The organism is Thermohalobaculum sp., assembly GCF_058622915.1.
The window spans coordinates 1-15,589 of the sequence record NZ_JBZSYN010000011.1; the positions used below are offsets into that span (position 1 = coordinate 1).

Below are 15,589 nucleotides of genomic sequence, written 5' to 3' on the forward strand. Positions count from 1 at the left end.
CCATCGAGCTCGAGGCCGAGCGGAGCGAACATGGCGTCGAGCTCGAGCTGGTGCCGCCCGACGATGTCGAGGGCGCGCGGCGGCATGGCGGCCTGCTGGTCCGGCCCGGCTTCGGCATCCACCCCTTGCGGCTGGTTCGGGCGCTCGCGGACCGGGCGGCGCAGTTGGGGGTGCGGGTGTTCCCGCGCTCGGAGGTCGTTCGCTGGGAGCGCGACGGAGCCCGACACCTGCTGGTGACGGCGGCAGGCGCGGTCGCGGCCTCGCGCGTGGTGCTTGCGACCAACGGCTTCACGCCCGACGGGCTCCACCCGCGCTTCGACGGCCGGGCGGTGCCGGTGATCTCCAACATCGGCGTGACGCGGGTGCTCACGGAGGCGGAGCGCGCCTCGCTCGGCTGGCTCGGCGAGCGGCCCGGCGCGGACACGCGACGCCTGCTAAGCTATTTCCGCCTGCTGCCCGAGGGCCGCTTCCTGATCGGCATGCGCGGCGACATCCATGGCTCGGATGCGGGCGCCGGCCGCATGCGCCGCGCGGTCGCGGCGCGCATGGCACGGCAGTTCCCCGGGCTGGCGCGGGCGGAGCTGACCCATTTCTGGCGCGGCCCGATCTGCGCCACGGCGCGGATGGCCCCTTCTGTCGGCCTGGTGCGGGACGACGCCAGCATCGGCTTCGCCTTCGGCTGGCACGGCTCCGGCATCAACGGTGCCCAAGTGGGCGGACGCTTTCTGGCCGAGGTTCTTGGGGGCAAGCCAGAACGCCACATACCGGCCCCCTTGCGCGACCTGGCGTTGCGCCTGCCCCTGCCCGGGCTGCGCCCGTTCTATGTCGGCGCGATGCAGGGTCTGTTCGCGATCAAGGACGCGCTGGGCCACCTGTGAAGGGCTGCGGGCTCAGGCGCCGATATAATCGCCGATCGTCTGGATGCTGTTGCGGACCTCCGCCACGCCGGCATGCGCCTGGACCGCTGCGGCGATCTCGCGAGCCTGGAGCCATCCCTGCACGCCGCCCGAGAGCGTGACGGCGCTGCCCGTGACCGAGATGTGGACGTTGCGGGATGGCCCCGCCAGGGCCGGATCGTTGGCCAGGAACGAGGCAATCCGCGCCTCGGCAAGGCGGTCGGCGAGGACCTGTCTGGACTGCTCGGTCTCTCGGAAGGTCGGGCGAGAGACGGCTTCGACGATGAGATCGGCGGCGTCCTCCGGCGTGAGCCGTGCCGTGTTCACGACCATGTCGTAGTTCAGCGGGTCCCGCCAGTCTCCGCCGGAAAGGCGCTCGAAGACGCTGCTGTGCAGGTCGTCGCTGCGATGGATCTCGCGCCGCGCATTGTGCTCGGAGATGCCCAGGCGGCGTACGATCTCGTCGACGCGGTCCTGCATCGGCGCACAGACGCGCAGACAGAAGATGTGCGGGATCTGGTGCAGGAGCCGGACGGCGCCCCATCCGCGGATGACGACGTTGCCGCGGCTGGCAAGCTCGAGCAGTTCGACCGGCGTCATGCGGCCAGTCCGGTGCGATGCGCAATTGGTGTTGCAGCCGTCGCCAAGGAGGCGCTTGACCTCGCTTGGCCCATCCAGCTGGCTCGGGTCGGTTGGGTCGCTGATGAGTTCGTGGTAGATCAGCCTGGATTTGAAGTAGCCGGCGAGATCGCGGGCAATCTCCTTGCCAAGGCTCCCCATCTCGCGGGTCATCGCAATAACCGTCATTAAAAAATCTCCTCGCTTCGATAGCCGCCGGTCGTCTGGGGAACCGCCTTGAGGTCGGTCCATGATCGGCCGCGGCGCGGGGGAATGGTTTCGATGAACGACTGAGTCGAGTCTGTAACCTTCGTCACATCGTGTCGAATGATGTGGCTGGCTGGCAAGATTCTGCCAACGCTGGGCGCGGCCGGTCCGATACCTAGCGGACCCGGGACTATGGCGGTCAAGATGTTGCGCCCGACCGGGATAGCCTGCTCTAATGGGCGGATCGAGCAGACACGATTCGGGATAACAGAGCACATGAGTGCCAGCGACCTATTCACCCAGGCCGCCGCCGAGAACGCCTACTCCGCCGCAACCATCGAGGTGCTCGAGGGTCTCGAGCCGGTGCGCCGGCGGCCAGGCATGTATATCGGCGGCACCGACGAGCGGGCGCTCCACCACCTGGTCGCCGAGGTGCTCGACAACGCCATGGACGAGGCGGTGGCCGGGCACGCCAGCCGCATCGAGCTGGAGCTGGTGGCCGACGGCTCGGTCGCGGTGACCGACAACGGGCGCGGCATACCGGTGGACCCGCACCCGCGCTTCCCCAGGAAGTCGGCGCTCGAGGTCATCATGACCACGCTGCACTCGGGGGGCAAGTTCTCGGACAAGGCCTACCAGACCTCGGGCGGCCTGCACGGCGTGGGCGTCTCGGTGGTGAACGCGCTGTCCGACCGTCTCAGGGTCGAGGTGGCCCGCGGCAAGCAGCTCTACGCGCAGGAGTTCTCGCGCGGGCAGCCGAGGGGCGGGCTCGAGACGCTGGGGCCCACGCCGAACCGGCGCGGAACCGTCGTGCGCTTCCACCCCGACCCGCAGATCTTCGGCACGCGGACCGGGTTCCGCCCGGCGCGGCTCTACAAGATGGCGCGCTCGAAGGCCTACCTGTTCAGGGGCGTGGAGATCCGCTGGCATTGCGCGCCCGAGCTGTTGGGAGAGGGCGACGAGACGCCGGCCGAGGACACCTTCCACTTCCCCGGCGGGCTCGAGGACTTCCTGCTGCACGCGTTGGAGGAGCACGAGTTCTTCGGCGAGCGTCCCTTCGCGGGGCGCGTCGAGTTCGCGGACTCGAAGGGCTCGGTCGAGTGGGCGCTGACCTGGACTCCGGGGCGCGACGCGCTGGTCTCGTCCTACTGCAACACGATCCCCACGCCCCAGGGCGGCACGCACGAGGCCGGGTTCTGGTCGGCAGTGACGCGCGGGCTGCGGGCGCATGGCGAGCTGGCCGGCAACCGGCGCGCCGCCAACATCCAGCGCGAGGACGTGATGGGCACGGCCGCCGCGATCATCTCGCTGTTCATTCGCGAGCCCGAGTTCGTCGGCCAGACCAAGGACCGCCTCGCCACGACCGAGGCGCAGAAGCTGGTCGAGGGCGCGGTGCGCGACCGCATCGACCACTGGCTGGCGGGCGACCCGAAGCTGGCCTCGGCGATCCTCGACTATGTCGTCGAGCGGGCCGAGGAGCGCCTGCGGCGCCGCGCCGAGAAGGAGACCGAGAGGAAGACCGCCACCAAGCGGCTGCGCTTGCCCGGCAAGCTGGCGGACTGCTCGGCGGCGAGCCGCGAGGGCTCGGAGATCTTCCTCGTCGAGGGCGACTCGGCGGGCGGCTCGGCCAAGCAGGCGCGCGACCGCAAGTTTCAGGCGGTGCTGCCGCTCAGGGGCAAGATCCTGAACGTGCTGGGCGCCTCGGGCGCCAAGCTGGGGCAGAACCAGGAGCTGAGCGACTTGTGCCAGGCGCTGGGCGTGGGCATCGGGGCGAAGTTCGCCGCCGAGGACCTGCGCTATGACCGGGTCATCATCATGACCGATGCCGACGTGGACGGGGCACACATTGCCTCGCTGCTGATGACCTTCTTCTTCGCCCACCTGCGGCCTCTGGTGGAGGCGGGGCACCTCTACCTCGCCGCGCCGCCGCTCTACCGGCTGACGCAAGGTGCGGTCTCGGCCTATGCGCGCGACGAGGCCGAGAAGGAGCGGCTGATGGCCGCGGGGCTGGGGGGCAAGGGCCGCATCGAGGTCAGCCGCTTCAAGGGCCTGGGCGAGATGATGCCGCGGCAGCTGCGCGAGACCACGATGGACCCGGCCACGCGCAGCCTGATCCGGGTGAGCCTGGCCGAGGACGAGCCGGGCGAGACCGAGAGCCTGGTCGAGCGGCTGATGGGCAAGAAGGCCGAAATGCGCTTCCGCTACATCCAGGAAAACGCCCGCTTCGCCGAGGATCTGGACGTCTGAGGGCCGCCGCCGGGGCCATGCTTTGGGGCGCCGCAAGCGTGTCCAAATTTGGACGCAACATAACCAATTGATTTAATTATCTTTCTAAATTGGACAGGATTCATGGGCAACGCCTGCCTCAGAATGAAGGCGATGGTCCCGTCCCTCCCGCCAAGGCGGGCGGATGCGGTCATATGAGGCCTTGGCCCCCTCCGCGACGACGAAGCGAGAAGCGCGCAAGCCTGCGTTGAATCTGGCAGGCATGAGGCTTCCCCCGCCGCCCGATCCGTGAGACATGAAGGGCACGAGGGGAGCCTCCCGCATGAAAGCCATTCCCGAAACGCCGCAGGCCGGCGTCGCGATCATGGCGGGCGCGATGCTGTTCGCGCCGTTCATGGACATGTTCGCCAAGCTGCTGACCGAAACCATGTCGCCGGGTTCGATCGGGGCGGCGCGCTTCGCCATGCAGTCACTGATCCTGCTGCCCTTCGTGCTGGCGCTGGGCCAGTGGAGCCGGCCCACCTGGCTGCACGCGCTGGCGGGGTGTTTCCTGGGCTCGGGGCTCTTGTGCATCACGTCGGCGCTCAAGTACATGCCGGTGCCCAACGTCATCGCCATCTTCTTCGCCGAGCCGCTGATCCTGACGCTGCTGTCAGCCTATATCCTGGGCGAGGGGCTGGGCTGGCGGCGCCTGGCGGCGGTCTCGGCCGGTCTGGTCGGCGCGCTGGTGGTGATCCGGCCGAACTGGGACGCCTTCGGGCCAGCCGCGGTCTACCCGCTGGGCACGGCCTTCTGCTTTGCCTGCTACCTGCTGATCACGCGGATCATGACGCGCACCGGCGGCCGCGTGGCGCTGCAGTTCTGGGTCGGCGTGTTCGCCACGCTTGCGCTGGCGGCGGCGATCGCGATCGGCGCGCCCTTTCACGCGCCCGCGCTCGCGCTCACCTGGCCGGGCCGTCACGAGATGTTGCTGATCCTCTGCGTCGGCTTGCTCGCGGCCGCAAGCCACCAGATGATCGTCAACGCCTTCGCCCGCGCCGAGGCCGGCACGCTGGCGCCGCTCCAGTATCTTGAGATCATCTCGGCCACGCTGATAGGCTGGTTCGTGTTCGGAGATTTTCCCGACGCATTGACCTGGCTGGGCACGGCGATCATCATCTCGGCCGGGCTCTACGTCATTCATCGCGAGCGGCAGCTTGCGCGGCGTCAGGCCATGCTGCTCACGGAGCCGGGGGGTGAGGTGCCATGAAGCTGCTGCTGCCTGCAGCGCTGTGCCTGGTCGGCATGCTGGCCGGTTGCGAGAAATCCGACATCAGCGATCTTGGCCGGCGCGAGATGACCAGCGTCCAGACGCTGCTCAAGCTGCAGCAGAGCCACGGCGCCGTGCTGGTCGAGATCTACGGCGCGCCTTGGGAAGGCGCCGACCCCGCCGAGATCGCCGGCACCCTGCGCATGCCCAAGGGGCCGGGCCGGAACATACGCTTCCAGCCGGTGACCCCCGGCCAGGGGCTGGTCGGCGACGGCGCGCGGCTGGTGATGCTGTTCAATCCGACGGGCAAGCCCGACGATGCCCGGGCCTGCGGCGAGGGCAAGGGAATCGCGATCGGTCCGCCGGACGGGAACGGCTTCGTCGTGCACGCCATCTTCTGCCACGGCAAGGACTGGATCGTGAAGGCGACCCTGGACGCCAGCGACGTGGCCAAGGACGACTGGCTTACCTACTATCTGCGCATGAAAAAGCTGCTCGCGGCCATGTTTCCCAACAGCTGACGGCCCGGGCCGCCCGCGGCGCGCGCTCCGCCATCCCCCGACCGCTCTCAGCCCCCGGCGAGGCGCTCGCGCAGGGACTCGAGTTCGAGCCATTCCTCCTCCGCCGCCTCGAGGCGGTGCTTGCGCTCGGCGTGCGCTTCGGTGGCCTTGTGGAACGCCGCCGCGTCGCGCGCGTAGAGCCCGGGGTCCGAGAGCAGCGCCTCGAGGCGGGCGATCTCGGCCTCGAGCTGGGCGATCTCGTCGGGCAGGGCCGCAAGGCGGCGCTCCTGGGCGTAGCCAAGGCGCGGCGACGACCGCCTTGGCTTGTCCGGCTTGTTCCCGGTCACCTTCGGCTTCGCCGGCTTTTGCCCCGCGGATGCCGTCGTGGCCTCGCCGCGCTGCGTGCGGTAGTCGGACCAGCCGCCGGCGTAGATGACGGCGCGGCCGTCGCCCTCCATGGCCACCGTGGTGCTGGCGACGCGGTCGAGGAAGTCGCGGTCGTGGCTGACCATAAGCACGGTGCCGTCGTAGTCGTCGACCAGCTCCTCGAGCAGGTCGAGGGTCTCGACGTCGAGGTCGTTGGTCGGCTCGTCGAGGATCAGGAGGTTGGACTCGCGCGCCATGATGCGGGCGAGCAGGAGGCGCGCCCGCTCGCCGCCTGAGAGCGCCGAGACCGGGCCGCGGGCCTGGCGCTCGTCGAACAGGAAGTCCTTGAGATAGGCGACGACGTGGCGCGGGTGCCCGCGCACCATCACCTGGTCGCCCTGCCCCTGCACGCCCAGCGCCGGGTCGCCGGCCAGCGTCTGCCACAGCGTGGCCTCGGGCGCCAGCGCGGCGCGGCGCTGGTCGAGCACGACCAGGCGCAGGCCTGTGCCGAGGCGGACCGTGCCCTGATCGGGGGCGAGCGCGCCGGTGAGCACATTGAGCAGCGTGGTCTTGCCCACGCCGTTGGGGCCAACGATGGCCACCCGCTCGCCCCGGGCGACGCGGATGGAGAAATCGCGGAACAGGGGCCGGCCGGCATAGGCGTTGGAGACGCCCTCGGCCTCGATCACCAGCTTGCCCGAGCGCTCGCCCGCAGACAGCGCCATGGCGGCGGTGCCGGTGCGCGCGATTTGGGCGCGGCGCTCGGCGCGCAGTGCGTCGAGGCGACGCAGCCGGCCCTGGTTGCGGCGGCGGCGCGCGGAGATGCCCTCGACCGCCCAACGGGATTCCTCGCGGATCAGGCGGTCGAGCTTGTGCCGGGCGGCCTCCTCCTCGGCCCACACCTTGTCGCGCCATTCCTCGAAGGCGGCGAAGCCCTCGCCGTTCAGCCGCGCCTCGCCGCGGTCGAGCCACAGCGTGGTGCGGGTGACGCGCGACAGCAGCGCCCGGTCGTGGCTGACGATGGCGAAGGCGGCCTGGGTGCCGGCGAGGTGGTCCTCCAGCCACTCGATGGCGGCGATGTCGAGGTGGTTGGTGGGCTCGTCGAGCAGCATCAGGTCGGGCGTCATGGCGATGAGGCGCGCCAGCGCGGCACGGCGGCGCTCGCCGCCCGAGGCGGTGGCGGGGTCGGTGCCCCCGGCGAGCTCGAGGCCGTCCATGGCGGCCGCGGCGCGCCAGCGGTCCTCCTGGGCCAGCGGCGCGGCGACGTAGTCGGCCAGCGTGGCGTGGCCGGCGAGGTCGGGCTCCTGCTGCAGGTAGGCGACGCGGGTGCCGGGCCTCACAAAACGCGTGCCCCGGTCGGGCTCGGCCAGGCCCGCGGCGAGCTTCATCAGCGTCGACTTGCCCGAGCCGTTGCGCCCGACGATGCACAGGCGCTCGGCCGGGGCGATCGAGACGGTGACGCCGGCGAACAGCGGACGCCCCCCGAAGCCGAGGGTGATATCGCTGAGCGTGAGAAGGGGCGGCTCGGCCATCGGACGGCATGAAGCGCACGGGGCCTGCCGCGTCAAGGGGCCGCGAGGGGGATTTCCCGCGCACCACCTTTGCCGTATTGTCCGCCGGCCTCACGAGGGAGACCCGGTGCCCGTCCCGCTCAACCCCAATCTCGGCCGCGTCGCGCCGGCGCCGATCATGGAGGCGCAGCGCTGGGTGCGCGAGACGTGCTTTCCCCCCGACCGGACGCTTCTGAACCTCAGCCAGGCCGCGCCGGTCGAGCCACCGCCCGAGCCGCTCAGGCGCGCCATTGCCGAAGCGGCGATGCACACGCCCGGAGCGCATCTCTACGGCCCCGTGCTGGGCGACGCGGCGCTGCGCACGGAGATCGCGGCGCGATGGTCGGTGGCCTATGACGCCCCGATCGACGGCGCGGAGGTGGCGGTCACCGCGGGCTGCAACCAGGCCTTCTGCGTCGCGGCGGCGACGCTGTGCGCACCCGGCGAGGCGCTGATGGTCCCGGTGCCGTGGTACTTCAATCACCGGATGTGGCTGCAGATGAGCGGCGTCGAGGCCGTGCCGATCCCCTGCGACGGGGCCATGCTGCCCGACCTCGAGGCGGCGCGGGCAGCTCTGACCCGGAAGGTCCGTGCAATCCTGTTGGTGACGCCGAACAACCCGACCGGGGCGGAATATCCCCCGGCGCTGATGCAGGGCTTCTACGCCCTGGCGCGCGAGCACGGCGCCGTGCTGGTCGTGGACGAGACCTATCGCGACTTCCGCTCGGGCACCGGGGCGCCGCACGGCCTGTTTCGCCAGCCGGACTGGCGCGAGGGGCTGATCCACCTCTACAGCTTCTCCAAGGTGTTCCGGCTGACCGGTCATCGGGTCGGGGCGATGATCGCCGGCGCGGCGCGGCTGGCCGAGGCGGAGAAGGTCCTCGACACGGTGACGATCTGCCCGCCGCGGCTGGGCCAGATCGCGGCGCTGTGGGGCTTGCGCAACCTGGGCAACTGGGTCGAGGCCGAGCGCGAGGAGATCCTGGCGCGCCGCCGCGCCGTGATCGACGAGTTCTCCGGGCCGCTGCGCGACTGGCGGCTGCGCGGCGCGGGGGCCTATTTCGCCTATGTCGAGCCGCCGTTCGATCTGCCCTCGGACCGGGTGGCGCGGCTGCTGGTCGAGCGGCAGTCGATTCTGGTCCTGCCCGGCACGATGTTCGCGCCGCCCGCGTCCAAGGCGCGCGACTGGGGCGGCGAGCGCGGCCTGCGCATCGCCTTCGCCAATGCCGATCTGGACGGCATCGCCGAGATGGGCCGCCGCATGGCCGCTTTCCGGCCCTGAGCGCAGCGGGCGTCTTGTGCCCCCCGCCGACGCGGATTAAGAAGCCCGAGCAAGGGGCGGACCGCATCCGCAAGGCCCCCGAAGGCGAGAACAGGTGACGCATGCTGAACCGTCTGCGCAAGGGCGCGAAGTCGCTGGTCGCGAAGGTGCTGATCGCGCTTCTGGTGGCCAGCTTCGCGGTCTGGGGCATCGGCGACATCTTCAATTTCCGCATCACCCAAGACGTGGCCAAGGTTGGCAGCACCAGCGTCTCGGCACAGCAATTCTCGGAGGCGCTGTCGCGCCAGCAGACACGCCTGTCCCGTCGGGCGGGCAAGCTGGTCACCATGGACCAGTTGCGGCAGGCAGGGATCGCGGGGGCCGTGCTCGGCGGCCTGGTGCGTGACGCGGCCTTCACCCAGGAATTGAAGGGCCTTGGCCTGTCGGCGCCCGACGCGGCGGTGGCCAAGGCGGTGCGCGATAACAAGGCGTTCGACGGGCCGGACGGGAAGTTCTCCAAGCAGATCTACGAGATGGCCTTGCAGCAGCAGGGCATGAACCCGCCCGAGTTCGAATCGCTCACGCGCACGCTTCTGGCCCAGAACATCCTGATGCACACCGTCAAGGCCGGCATGGTGGCGCCGCCCGGGGTGGCCGCGCGCATCGCCACCTACCGCACCGAGAAGCGGGGTGCGAACATCATGGCGCTGACCCTCGACATGGCCCCGGACCCGGGGACCCCGAGCGCCGACCAGCTCAAGGCTTACTACGACAAGCACAAAAACGATTTCGCCCAGCCCGAGCGCCGCTCGGGCCAATACCTTCATGTCGATGCCGCAAAGCTGCTGCCACAACTGCAGCCTGCGGAGAAGGACGTGCGCGCCGCCTACGAGTCGAACAAGGCAAGCTACAAGACCCCCGAGACGCGCACCGTCGACCAGATCACATTCCCCGACCGCAAGGCGGCGGAGCAGGCCGTGTCGCAGATTCTTTCGGGTGCCACGACCTTCGACGAGCTGGCCAAGAAGCGCGGGCTGAGCCAGAAGGACGTCGAACTGGGCAAGGTGCAGCGCGGCGACCTGCCGCCCGCCGCCGAGAAGCTGGTGTTCTCGCAGGCCAAGCCCGGCATCATCGGGCCGGTCGAGTTGCCGGCGGGCTTTGCCGTCTACCGGCTGCGCGCGATCACCCCGTCCAAAGTTTTGTCCTATGCGGTCATGCATAAGGAGATCGCCCACCAGCTGGCAGAGAATGCGCTTCAGAACCGCGCGCCCGAGATCGCCAACAAGATCGAGGAGCTGCGCGCGGCCGGAAAGACCATGCAGCAGATCGCAAAGGAGACCGGCGCGACCTATGGCACCTTCGACGGTCTGGCCCAGGATGGGACGCTGGCCGATGGCAGCGAGGCCAAGGGCATCGTCGCCAGCAAGCCCTTCATCAAAGAGGTCTTCGCCGCGCAGCAGGCCGAGGAGCGCAACCTCGTGCAGACCGACAAGGGCGGCTATTTCCTGGTCATGGTCAACCGCATCAATCCGAGCCACGTGCCGCCGCTCAAGGACGTGCACGACAAGGCGGTCGCGGCGTGGCAGCAGGCCCGGCGGCTGGAGGCGCTGAAGGAGAAGGCCGGCAAGATCGCCAAGGAGCTGGACCAGAACACCTCGATCTGGGACATCGGCAAGAAGCTCAAGGCCGCCGTGCTGCCGCTGCAGCCCTTCACGCGCATCGACGCGCCGAAGCAGCTGCCTCCGGCGCTGGTCGACCGGCTGTTCCGGGTGAACAGCAGCGCGGGCGCCTTCGCAGCCTCGGCCGACGGCAAGCGCGTGGTCATCGCGCAGGTCTCGAGCGTCACCATGCCGACGCCCAAGGAGATCCAGACCGAGAGCAAGCAGATCCGCAACGTGCTGGCCGACTCGATCGACAAGGATGTCGGCGAGTACTATGCCCGCGCCGTCATGGCCGAGCACCACCCCCAGATCCATTGGAACGTGGTCGACAAGGTCTTCCAGCGGCTCGGCGCCTCCAGCCAGCCCGGCCAGTAGGGCCGGATGGAGATCAGCCCGTCCTACGACGCCTTCGCGCGCGGCTATGCCGGCGGCGCCAACCAGGTCGTATGGGCGCAGGTGTTGGCCGACCTCGACACCCCCGTCTCGCTGATGCTGAAGCTCACGGACGCGGCGGCCAACTCGTTCCTGCTCGAGTCCGTCACCGGCGGCGAGATCAAGGGGCGCTATTCGGTGATCGGCTTCGCGCCCGACCTGATCTGGCGCTGCCGCGGCGCGGCGGCCGAGGTCAACCGCGACCCGGCTGGAAAGCCGGATGCCTTCATGCCCGAAGCGGCGCCCACGCTCGACAGCCTGCGCAAGCTGATCGCCGAGAGCCGGATCGAGCTGCCCGCCGGCCTGCCGCCCATGGCCGCGGGGCTGTTCGGCTATCTGGGCTATGACATGATCCGGCTGGTCGAACGGCTGCCCGCAGCGAACCCCGACCCGCTGGACCTGCCCGACGCGGTGCTGCTCAGGCCCTCGCTGATCGCCATCGTCGACAACGTGCGCGACATGGTCACGCTGGTGACCCCGGTGTGGCACCGGCCGGACGTGGACGCCCGGGCGGCCTATGCCCAGGCCTGTGAGCGGCTGGCGGCGGCGCTCGAGGCCATCGACCGGGCGCCGATGCACGGCACGCCGGTCTCGCCGGTCACCGCTGAGGCGCCGCGCGCGGCGGATGCCGTATCGAACACGACGCGGCCCGAATATCACGAGATGGTCGAGCGGGCCAAGGAGTACATCCGCGCCGGCGACATCTTCCAGGTGGTGCCCTCGCAGCGCTGGGCGCTGCCCTTGGAGGTGGCGCCCTTCGCGCTTTACCGCGCGATCAGGCGGATCAATCCCTCGCCCTACATGTTCTTCTTCCATCTCGGCGGCTTCCACATCATCGGCGCCAGCCCCGAGATCCTGGTGCGCGTGCGCGCGGGCAAGGTGACGTTACGGCCGATCGCGGGCACGCGCCCGCGCGGCAGAACGCCCGATGAGGACAGGGCACTGGAGCTGGAGCTGCTGTCCGACCCCAAAGAGCGGGCCGAGCACCTGATGCTGCTGGATCTGGGCCGCAACGATGTCGGGCGTGTCGCCAGGATCGGCACGGTGCGCCCGACCGAGCAGTTCGTGGTCGAGCGCTACAGCCACGTCATGCACATCGTGTCGAACGTCGAGGGCGAGCTGAGCGAGGAGCACGACGCGCTCTCGGCGCTGCTCGCCGGGCTGCCGGCGGGCACGGTCTCGGGCGCGCCGAAGATCCGGGCGATGGAGATCATCGACGAGCTGGAGCGGGAGAAGCGCGGCGTCTATGCCGGTGCGGTCGGCTACTTCTCGGCGGCCGGCGAGATGGACACCTGCATCGCGCTGCGCACCGGGGTGGTCAAGGACGGCACGCTCTACGTCCAGGCTGGGGGCGGCGTGGTCTACGACTCGGACCCCGAGGCCGAGTACCAGGAGACGGTCAACAAGGCCAAGGCGCTGATGACGGCGGCCGCCGTGGCGCGCAACTTCAATTAGCCGGGCTGCTCGCCTGCACCGTCTGGGCAGCCCCCGCGGCCACCGGCTTTGCGCTCATGGCCTCGCCGCCGTTGAGCCGCTTCACCACCGCCGAGAGCGGCGCGAGTTGCGCCACGCCGCCGGTGCTGCCGGCCCACAGCTCGAGCGCGAGCAGGACCTGCCGGTCGGCGGCGGCCATCACCACGGCGCCGCCGGATTTGGCCGCCTCGGCCGCGGCATGATCGAGCACGGCATGCGCCTGGGCCGCCGTGGCCTTCGCCGGGATGGAGAAGTCGCTCACGGCAGTGATGCGGTCGAGCCCGGAGGCGGCGGGGGCCGCGGCACCCGACCTTCGGTCACGCGCGAGATAGGCAAAGCCGAACGGGCCGAGCGCCTTCATTATCCCTTGCGCCAGCGCGTTGCCGGGCGGCATGGTCGCCGGCGCCGAGGTTGCCGCGACCGCCATCGGCAGCCGGCGCATCAGGAGCGCGGTGCGCTCGGCCGCCTGGTCCGAGGTCAGGTCGTATTCCAGCGCCGCGCCGGCTGACGCCCCCCCGGCCATGATCGGCAGCTCGGCCACGACCTCATAGCCGGCAGCGCGCGCCGCCCGGGCCGTCGCCTGGTCGCCGGGCCCGCCGCAGACGACGCCGATGGTCACCGGCAGCTTCAGGCCGAACACGCGATCATGCAGCATCGGGTCGGCGGCCACGTCGTCAAGCACCACCGCCACCAAGGGCTTGCCGGCGGCGGGCTGGAACGCCGCGGCATTGACCACCAGCGCCGGACCGCTGAGCTGGACCGGACCCACTGCGTCGGCGCCAGCCGCATCGGCAGCGGCCGTCGTGTGGGCGCCGGGCGCCGCGCCGGCGTCCTGCGCCGTTGCGTCCGTCGTGCCGAAATAGGCCGGCTCGCTGGCCACCTCGATGCCGTCGATCATCTTCGGACCGCTCGCCTGCTCGGCCATCTTGGGATGCGGCGCCGGCGGCGGCAGCACGAAGATCGAGATCGCCGCCACGGCGGTGCCGCTGACCACGGCACCGACGAGGATTCCCTTCACGAGGCGCAGCGCCCAGTTCGGACGCCGGTCCTCGTCATCGTAATATCGTTTCACCGCGGGACCCCACCCCTGAGCTCCGATTCAACCACGCCAAGCCTCCGGCGTCGCGACACCCCCGCTTGACGCGTGCGCGCCAGTCACGGCAGATATACCCGCAATCGGCGGCCCGCGCCACAGAAGCGGTCGCTCAACGCAACGAAAGTCGCCACCCGCATGATCCTGCTGATCGATAACTACGACAGCTTCACCTACAATCTGGTCCATTACCTTGGCGAACTTGGGGCAGAGGTGGAGGTCGTGCGCAACGACGCGCTGAGCGCGCAGGAGGCGATTGCGCGGCGGCCAGGCGCCATCGTCATGTCGCCCGGGCCCTGCACCCCCGACGAGGCGGGAATCTGCCTCGACGTCGTGCGACAGGCGCCCGCGAACCTGCCCATCCTGGGCGTCTGCCTCGGCCACCAGGCGATCGCCCAGGCCTTCGGGGCCGAGGTGGTGCGCTGCCACGAGATCATGCACGGCAAGCTGTCGGTCATCACCCATGCCGGCACGGGCGTGTTCCGCGGCTTGCCACAGGGGTTCTCGGTGACGCGCTACCATTCGCTGACCGTCCGGCCCGAGAGCATGCCGGACTGCCTCGAGGTCACGGCGCGGTCGCAGTCGGGGGTAGTGATGGGGCTGGCGCACAAGGATCGCCCGGTGCACGGCGTGCAGTTCCATCCCGAATCCATCGCCAGCGAGCACGGGCAAGCGTTGCTGCGCAACTTCCTCGAGATTGCGGGCGTCGCAACCAGGGAGACCGCATGAGCAGCACCTTGAAACCCCTGATCGCCAAGGCCGCCGACGGCCCGCTGAGCCGCGAGGAGGCCGAGGAGGCCTTCGGCATCATCATGTCGGGCGAGGCCACCATGGCCCAGGCGGCGGGGCTGCTGATGGCCCTGCGCACGCGCGGCGAGACCGTGGACGAGATCGCCGGCGCCGCCGCCGCCATGCGCGGCAAGGCCGCCGCGGTGAAGGCCCCAAGGGGCGCCATCGACATTGTCGGCACCGGCGGCGACGGACGCGGCACGCTGAACATCTCGACGGCGGCAGCCTTCATTGTGGCCGGCGCCGGGGTGCCGGTCGCCAAGCACGGCAACCGGGCGCTGACCTCGCAGTCGGGCACGGCGGACGCACTCTCCCAGCTCGGCGTCAACGTCATGGTCTCGGCCGAGGTGGCGCAGCGCGCGCTCGACGAGTGCGGCATCTGCTTCATGATGGCGCCGATGCATCACTCGGCGATGAAGCACGTCATGCCGGTGCGCCTCGAGCTGGGCACCCGCACGGTGTTCAACATCCTCGGGCCGCTGACCAACCCGGCCGGGGTGAAGCGCCAGCTCACCGGTGCCTATGCGCCCGAGCTGCTCCGACCCATGGCCGAGACCCTGAAGGCGCTTGGCACCGAGGCCGCCTGGCTGGTGCACGGCTCCGACGGCACCGACGAGATCTCCATCTGCGGCCCCAGCACGGTGGTCACGCTGCACGGCGGCGAGATCGCCGAGCGCGAGGTGCACCCCGAGGAGGCCGGCCTGCCGCTGCACCCCTTCCGCGACATCATCGGCGGCGCGCCCGAGGAGAACGCCGTGCGCCTGCGCGCGCTGCTCAACGGCGACAAGGGCGCCTATCGCGACGCGGCGATCCTGAACTCGGCCGCCGCGCTGGTGATCGCGGGCCGCGCGGCCAAGCTGGAGGAAGGCGCGGAGATCGCCGCCGAAAGCATCGACTCGGGCGCGGCCAAGGCCAAGGTCGCGGCGCTGGCCGCGGCCACGCACAAGGGCAAGTGAGCATGGCCGATATCCTCGAGCGGATCCGGGCCTACAAGCTCGAGGAGGTCGCCGCGCGCAAGGCGCAGCGCCCGCTGGCCGAGGTCGAGGCGGCGGCGCGGCAGGCCTCGCCCGTGCGCCCCTTCCGCGCCGCGCTGGCCGCGGCGGAAGCGCAGGGCCGCTATGGCCTGGTCGCCGAAATCAAGAAGGCGAGCCCGTCGAGGGGCCTGATCCGGGCCGATTTCGACCCCCCGGCGCTGGCCCGCGCCTATGCCGCCGGCGGCGCCACCTGCCTGAGCGTGCTGACCGACGGGCCGAGCTTTCAGGGCGCCG

The 15,589-nt window shown here is 70.4% G+C and carries 13 protein-coding genes; 10 read left to right on the plus strand and 3 right to left on the minus strand.

The annotated features are described in order from the left end of the window. On the plus strand, positions 1-878 hold an 878-nt coding region (locus AC32QD_RS00805; RefSeq protein ID WP_492008575.1), incomplete at its 5' end, for an NAD(P)/FAD-dependent oxidoreductase. Between the two features lie 12 nt (positions 879-890). On the opposite strand, the gene AC32QD_RS00810 is transcribed toward AC32QD_RS00805, so the two are convergent. Beyond that, the gene (locus AC32QD_RS00810; RefSeq protein WP_492008576.1) at positions 891-1,703 is read right to left on the minus strand and encodes a cytidylate kinase family protein; all 813 of its coding nucleotides are present in this window, start codon (positions 1,701-1,703) and stop codon (positions 891-893) included. Between the two features lie 294 nt (positions 1,704-1,997). Between AC32QD_RS00810 and parE the strand changes: the two genes are divergently transcribed. From parE to AC32QD_RS00825, 3 genes are all read left to right on the plus strand, one after another. Beyond that, the gene (gene parE / locus AC32QD_RS00815; protein ID WP_492008577.1) at positions 1,998-3,968 is read left to right on the plus strand and encodes a DNA topoisomerase IV subunit B; all 1,971 of its coding nucleotides are present in this window, start codon (positions 1,998-2,000) and stop codon (positions 3,966-3,968) included. A gap of 301 nt (positions 3,969-4,269) precedes the next feature. Continuing rightward, positions 4,270-5,196, plus strand: coding sequence for a DMT family transporter (locus tag AC32QD_RS00820; RefSeq protein WP_492008578.1), 927 nt, complete (start codon positions 4,270-4,272; stop codon positions 5,194-5,196). Beyond that, the gene (locus AC32QD_RS00825) at positions 5,193-5,717 is read left to right on the plus strand and encodes a hypothetical protein (protein ID WP_492008579.1); all 525 of its coding nucleotides are present in this window, start codon (positions 5,193-5,195) and stop codon (positions 5,715-5,717) included. Before AC32QD_RS00820 ends, AC32QD_RS00825 begins: the two co-directional genes overlap by 4 nt. 47 nt (positions 5,718-5,764) lie before the next feature. Here AC32QD_RS00825 and AC32QD_RS00830 read toward each other — a convergent pair whose 3' ends face one another. Beyond that, complete coding sequence (locus tag AC32QD_RS00830) at positions 5,765-7,594, minus strand: ABC-F family ATP-binding cassette domain-containing protein (RefSeq protein ID WP_492008580.1); 1,830 nt, start codon at positions 7,592-7,594, stop codon at positions 5,765-5,767. Between the two features lie 106 nt (positions 7,595-7,700). Here AC32QD_RS00830 and AC32QD_RS00835 point away from each other — a divergent pair, with 106 nt between their 5' ends. From AC32QD_RS00835 to trpE, 3 genes are all read left to right on the plus strand, one after another. Continuing rightward, a complete protein-coding gene (locus AC32QD_RS00835) occupies positions 7,701-8,894 on the plus strand; it encodes an aminotransferase (protein WP_492008581.1) in 1,194 nt (397 codons plus the stop codon). 101 nt (positions 8,895-8,995) lie between these two features. After that, positions 8,996-10,909: a peptidylprolyl isomerase gene (locus tag AC32QD_RS00840; RefSeq protein WP_492008582.1), complete on the plus strand. Its 1,914-nt coding sequence runs from the start codon at positions 8,996-8,998 to the stop codon at positions 10,907-10,909. Positions 10,910-10,915: 6 nt separating this feature from the next. Beyond that, positions 10,916-12,421, plus strand: coding sequence for an anthranilate synthase component I (gene trpE / locus AC32QD_RS00845; protein WP_492008583.1), 1,506 nt, complete (start codon positions 10,916-10,918; stop codon positions 12,419-12,421). Here the strand turns inward: trpE and AC32QD_RS00850 are convergent. Further along, positions 12,414-13,511, minus strand: coding sequence for a divergent polysaccharide deacetylase family protein (locus AC32QD_RS00850; protein ID WP_492008584.1), 1,098 nt, complete (start codon positions 13,509-13,511; stop codon positions 12,414-12,416). The genes trpE and AC32QD_RS00850 overlap by 8 nt on opposite strands. Positions 13,512-13,670: 159 nt before the next feature. Between AC32QD_RS00850 and AC32QD_RS00855 the strand changes: the two genes are divergently transcribed. The 3 genes from AC32QD_RS00855 to AC32QD_RS00865 all read left to right on the plus strand — a co-directional run. Next, the gene (locus AC32QD_RS00855; RefSeq protein ID WP_492008585.1) at positions 13,671-14,261 is read left to right on the plus strand and encodes an anthranilate synthase component II; all 591 of its coding nucleotides are present in this window, start codon (positions 13,671-13,673) and stop codon (positions 14,259-14,261) included. After that, the gene (trpD, locus tag AC32QD_RS00860; protein ID WP_492008586.1) at positions 14,258-15,277 is read left to right on the plus strand and encodes an anthranilate phosphoribosyltransferase; all 1,020 of its coding nucleotides are present in this window, start codon (positions 14,258-14,260) and stop codon (positions 15,275-15,277) included. The genes AC32QD_RS00855 and trpD overlap by 4 nt, the downstream gene beginning before the upstream one ends. Positions 15,278-15,279: 2 nt before the next feature. Continuing rightward, on the plus strand, positions 15,280-15,589 hold a 310-nt coding region (locus tag AC32QD_RS00865), incomplete at its 3' end, for a beta/alpha barrel domain-containing protein (protein ID WP_492008587.1).

What these genes read in the sequence shown, in the direction of transcription:
- AC32QD_RS00810 (WP_492008576.1), bottom strand. Translation starts at nt 1,703, where the DNA reads ATGACGGTTATTGCGATGACCCGCGAGATGGGGAGCCTTGGCAAGGAG.
- parE (WP_492008577.1), top strand. Translation starts at nt 1,998, where the DNA reads ATGAGTGCCAGCGACCTATTCACCCAGGCCGCCGCCGAGAACGCCTAC.
- AC32QD_RS00820 (WP_492008578.1), top strand. Translation starts at nt 4,270, where the DNA reads ATGAAAGCCATTCCCGAAACGCCGCAGGCCGGCGTCGCGATCATGGCG.
- AC32QD_RS00825 (WP_492008579.1), top strand. Translation starts at nt 5,193, where the DNA reads ATGAAGCTGCTGCTGCCTGCAGCGCTGTGCCTGGTCGGCATGCTGGCC.
- AC32QD_RS00830 (WP_492008580.1), bottom strand. Translation starts at nt 7,594, where the DNA reads ATGGCCGAGCCGCCCCTTCTCACGCTCAGCGATATCACCCTCGGCTTC.
- AC32QD_RS00840 (WP_492008582.1), top strand. Translation starts at nt 8,996, where the DNA reads ATGCTGAACCGTCTGCGCAAGGGCGCGAAGTCGCTGGTCGCGAAGGTG.
- trpE (WP_492008583.1), top strand. Translation starts at nt 10,916, where the DNA reads ATGGAGATCAGCCCGTCCTACGACGCCTTCGCGCGCGGCTATGCCGGC.
- AC32QD_RS00855 (WP_492008585.1), top strand. Translation starts at nt 13,671, where the DNA reads ATGATCCTGCTGATCGATAACTACGACAGCTTCACCTACAATCTGGTC.
- trpD (WP_492008586.1), top strand. Translation starts at nt 14,258, where the DNA reads ATGAGCAGCACCTTGAAACCCCTGATCGCCAAGGCCGCCGACGGCCCG.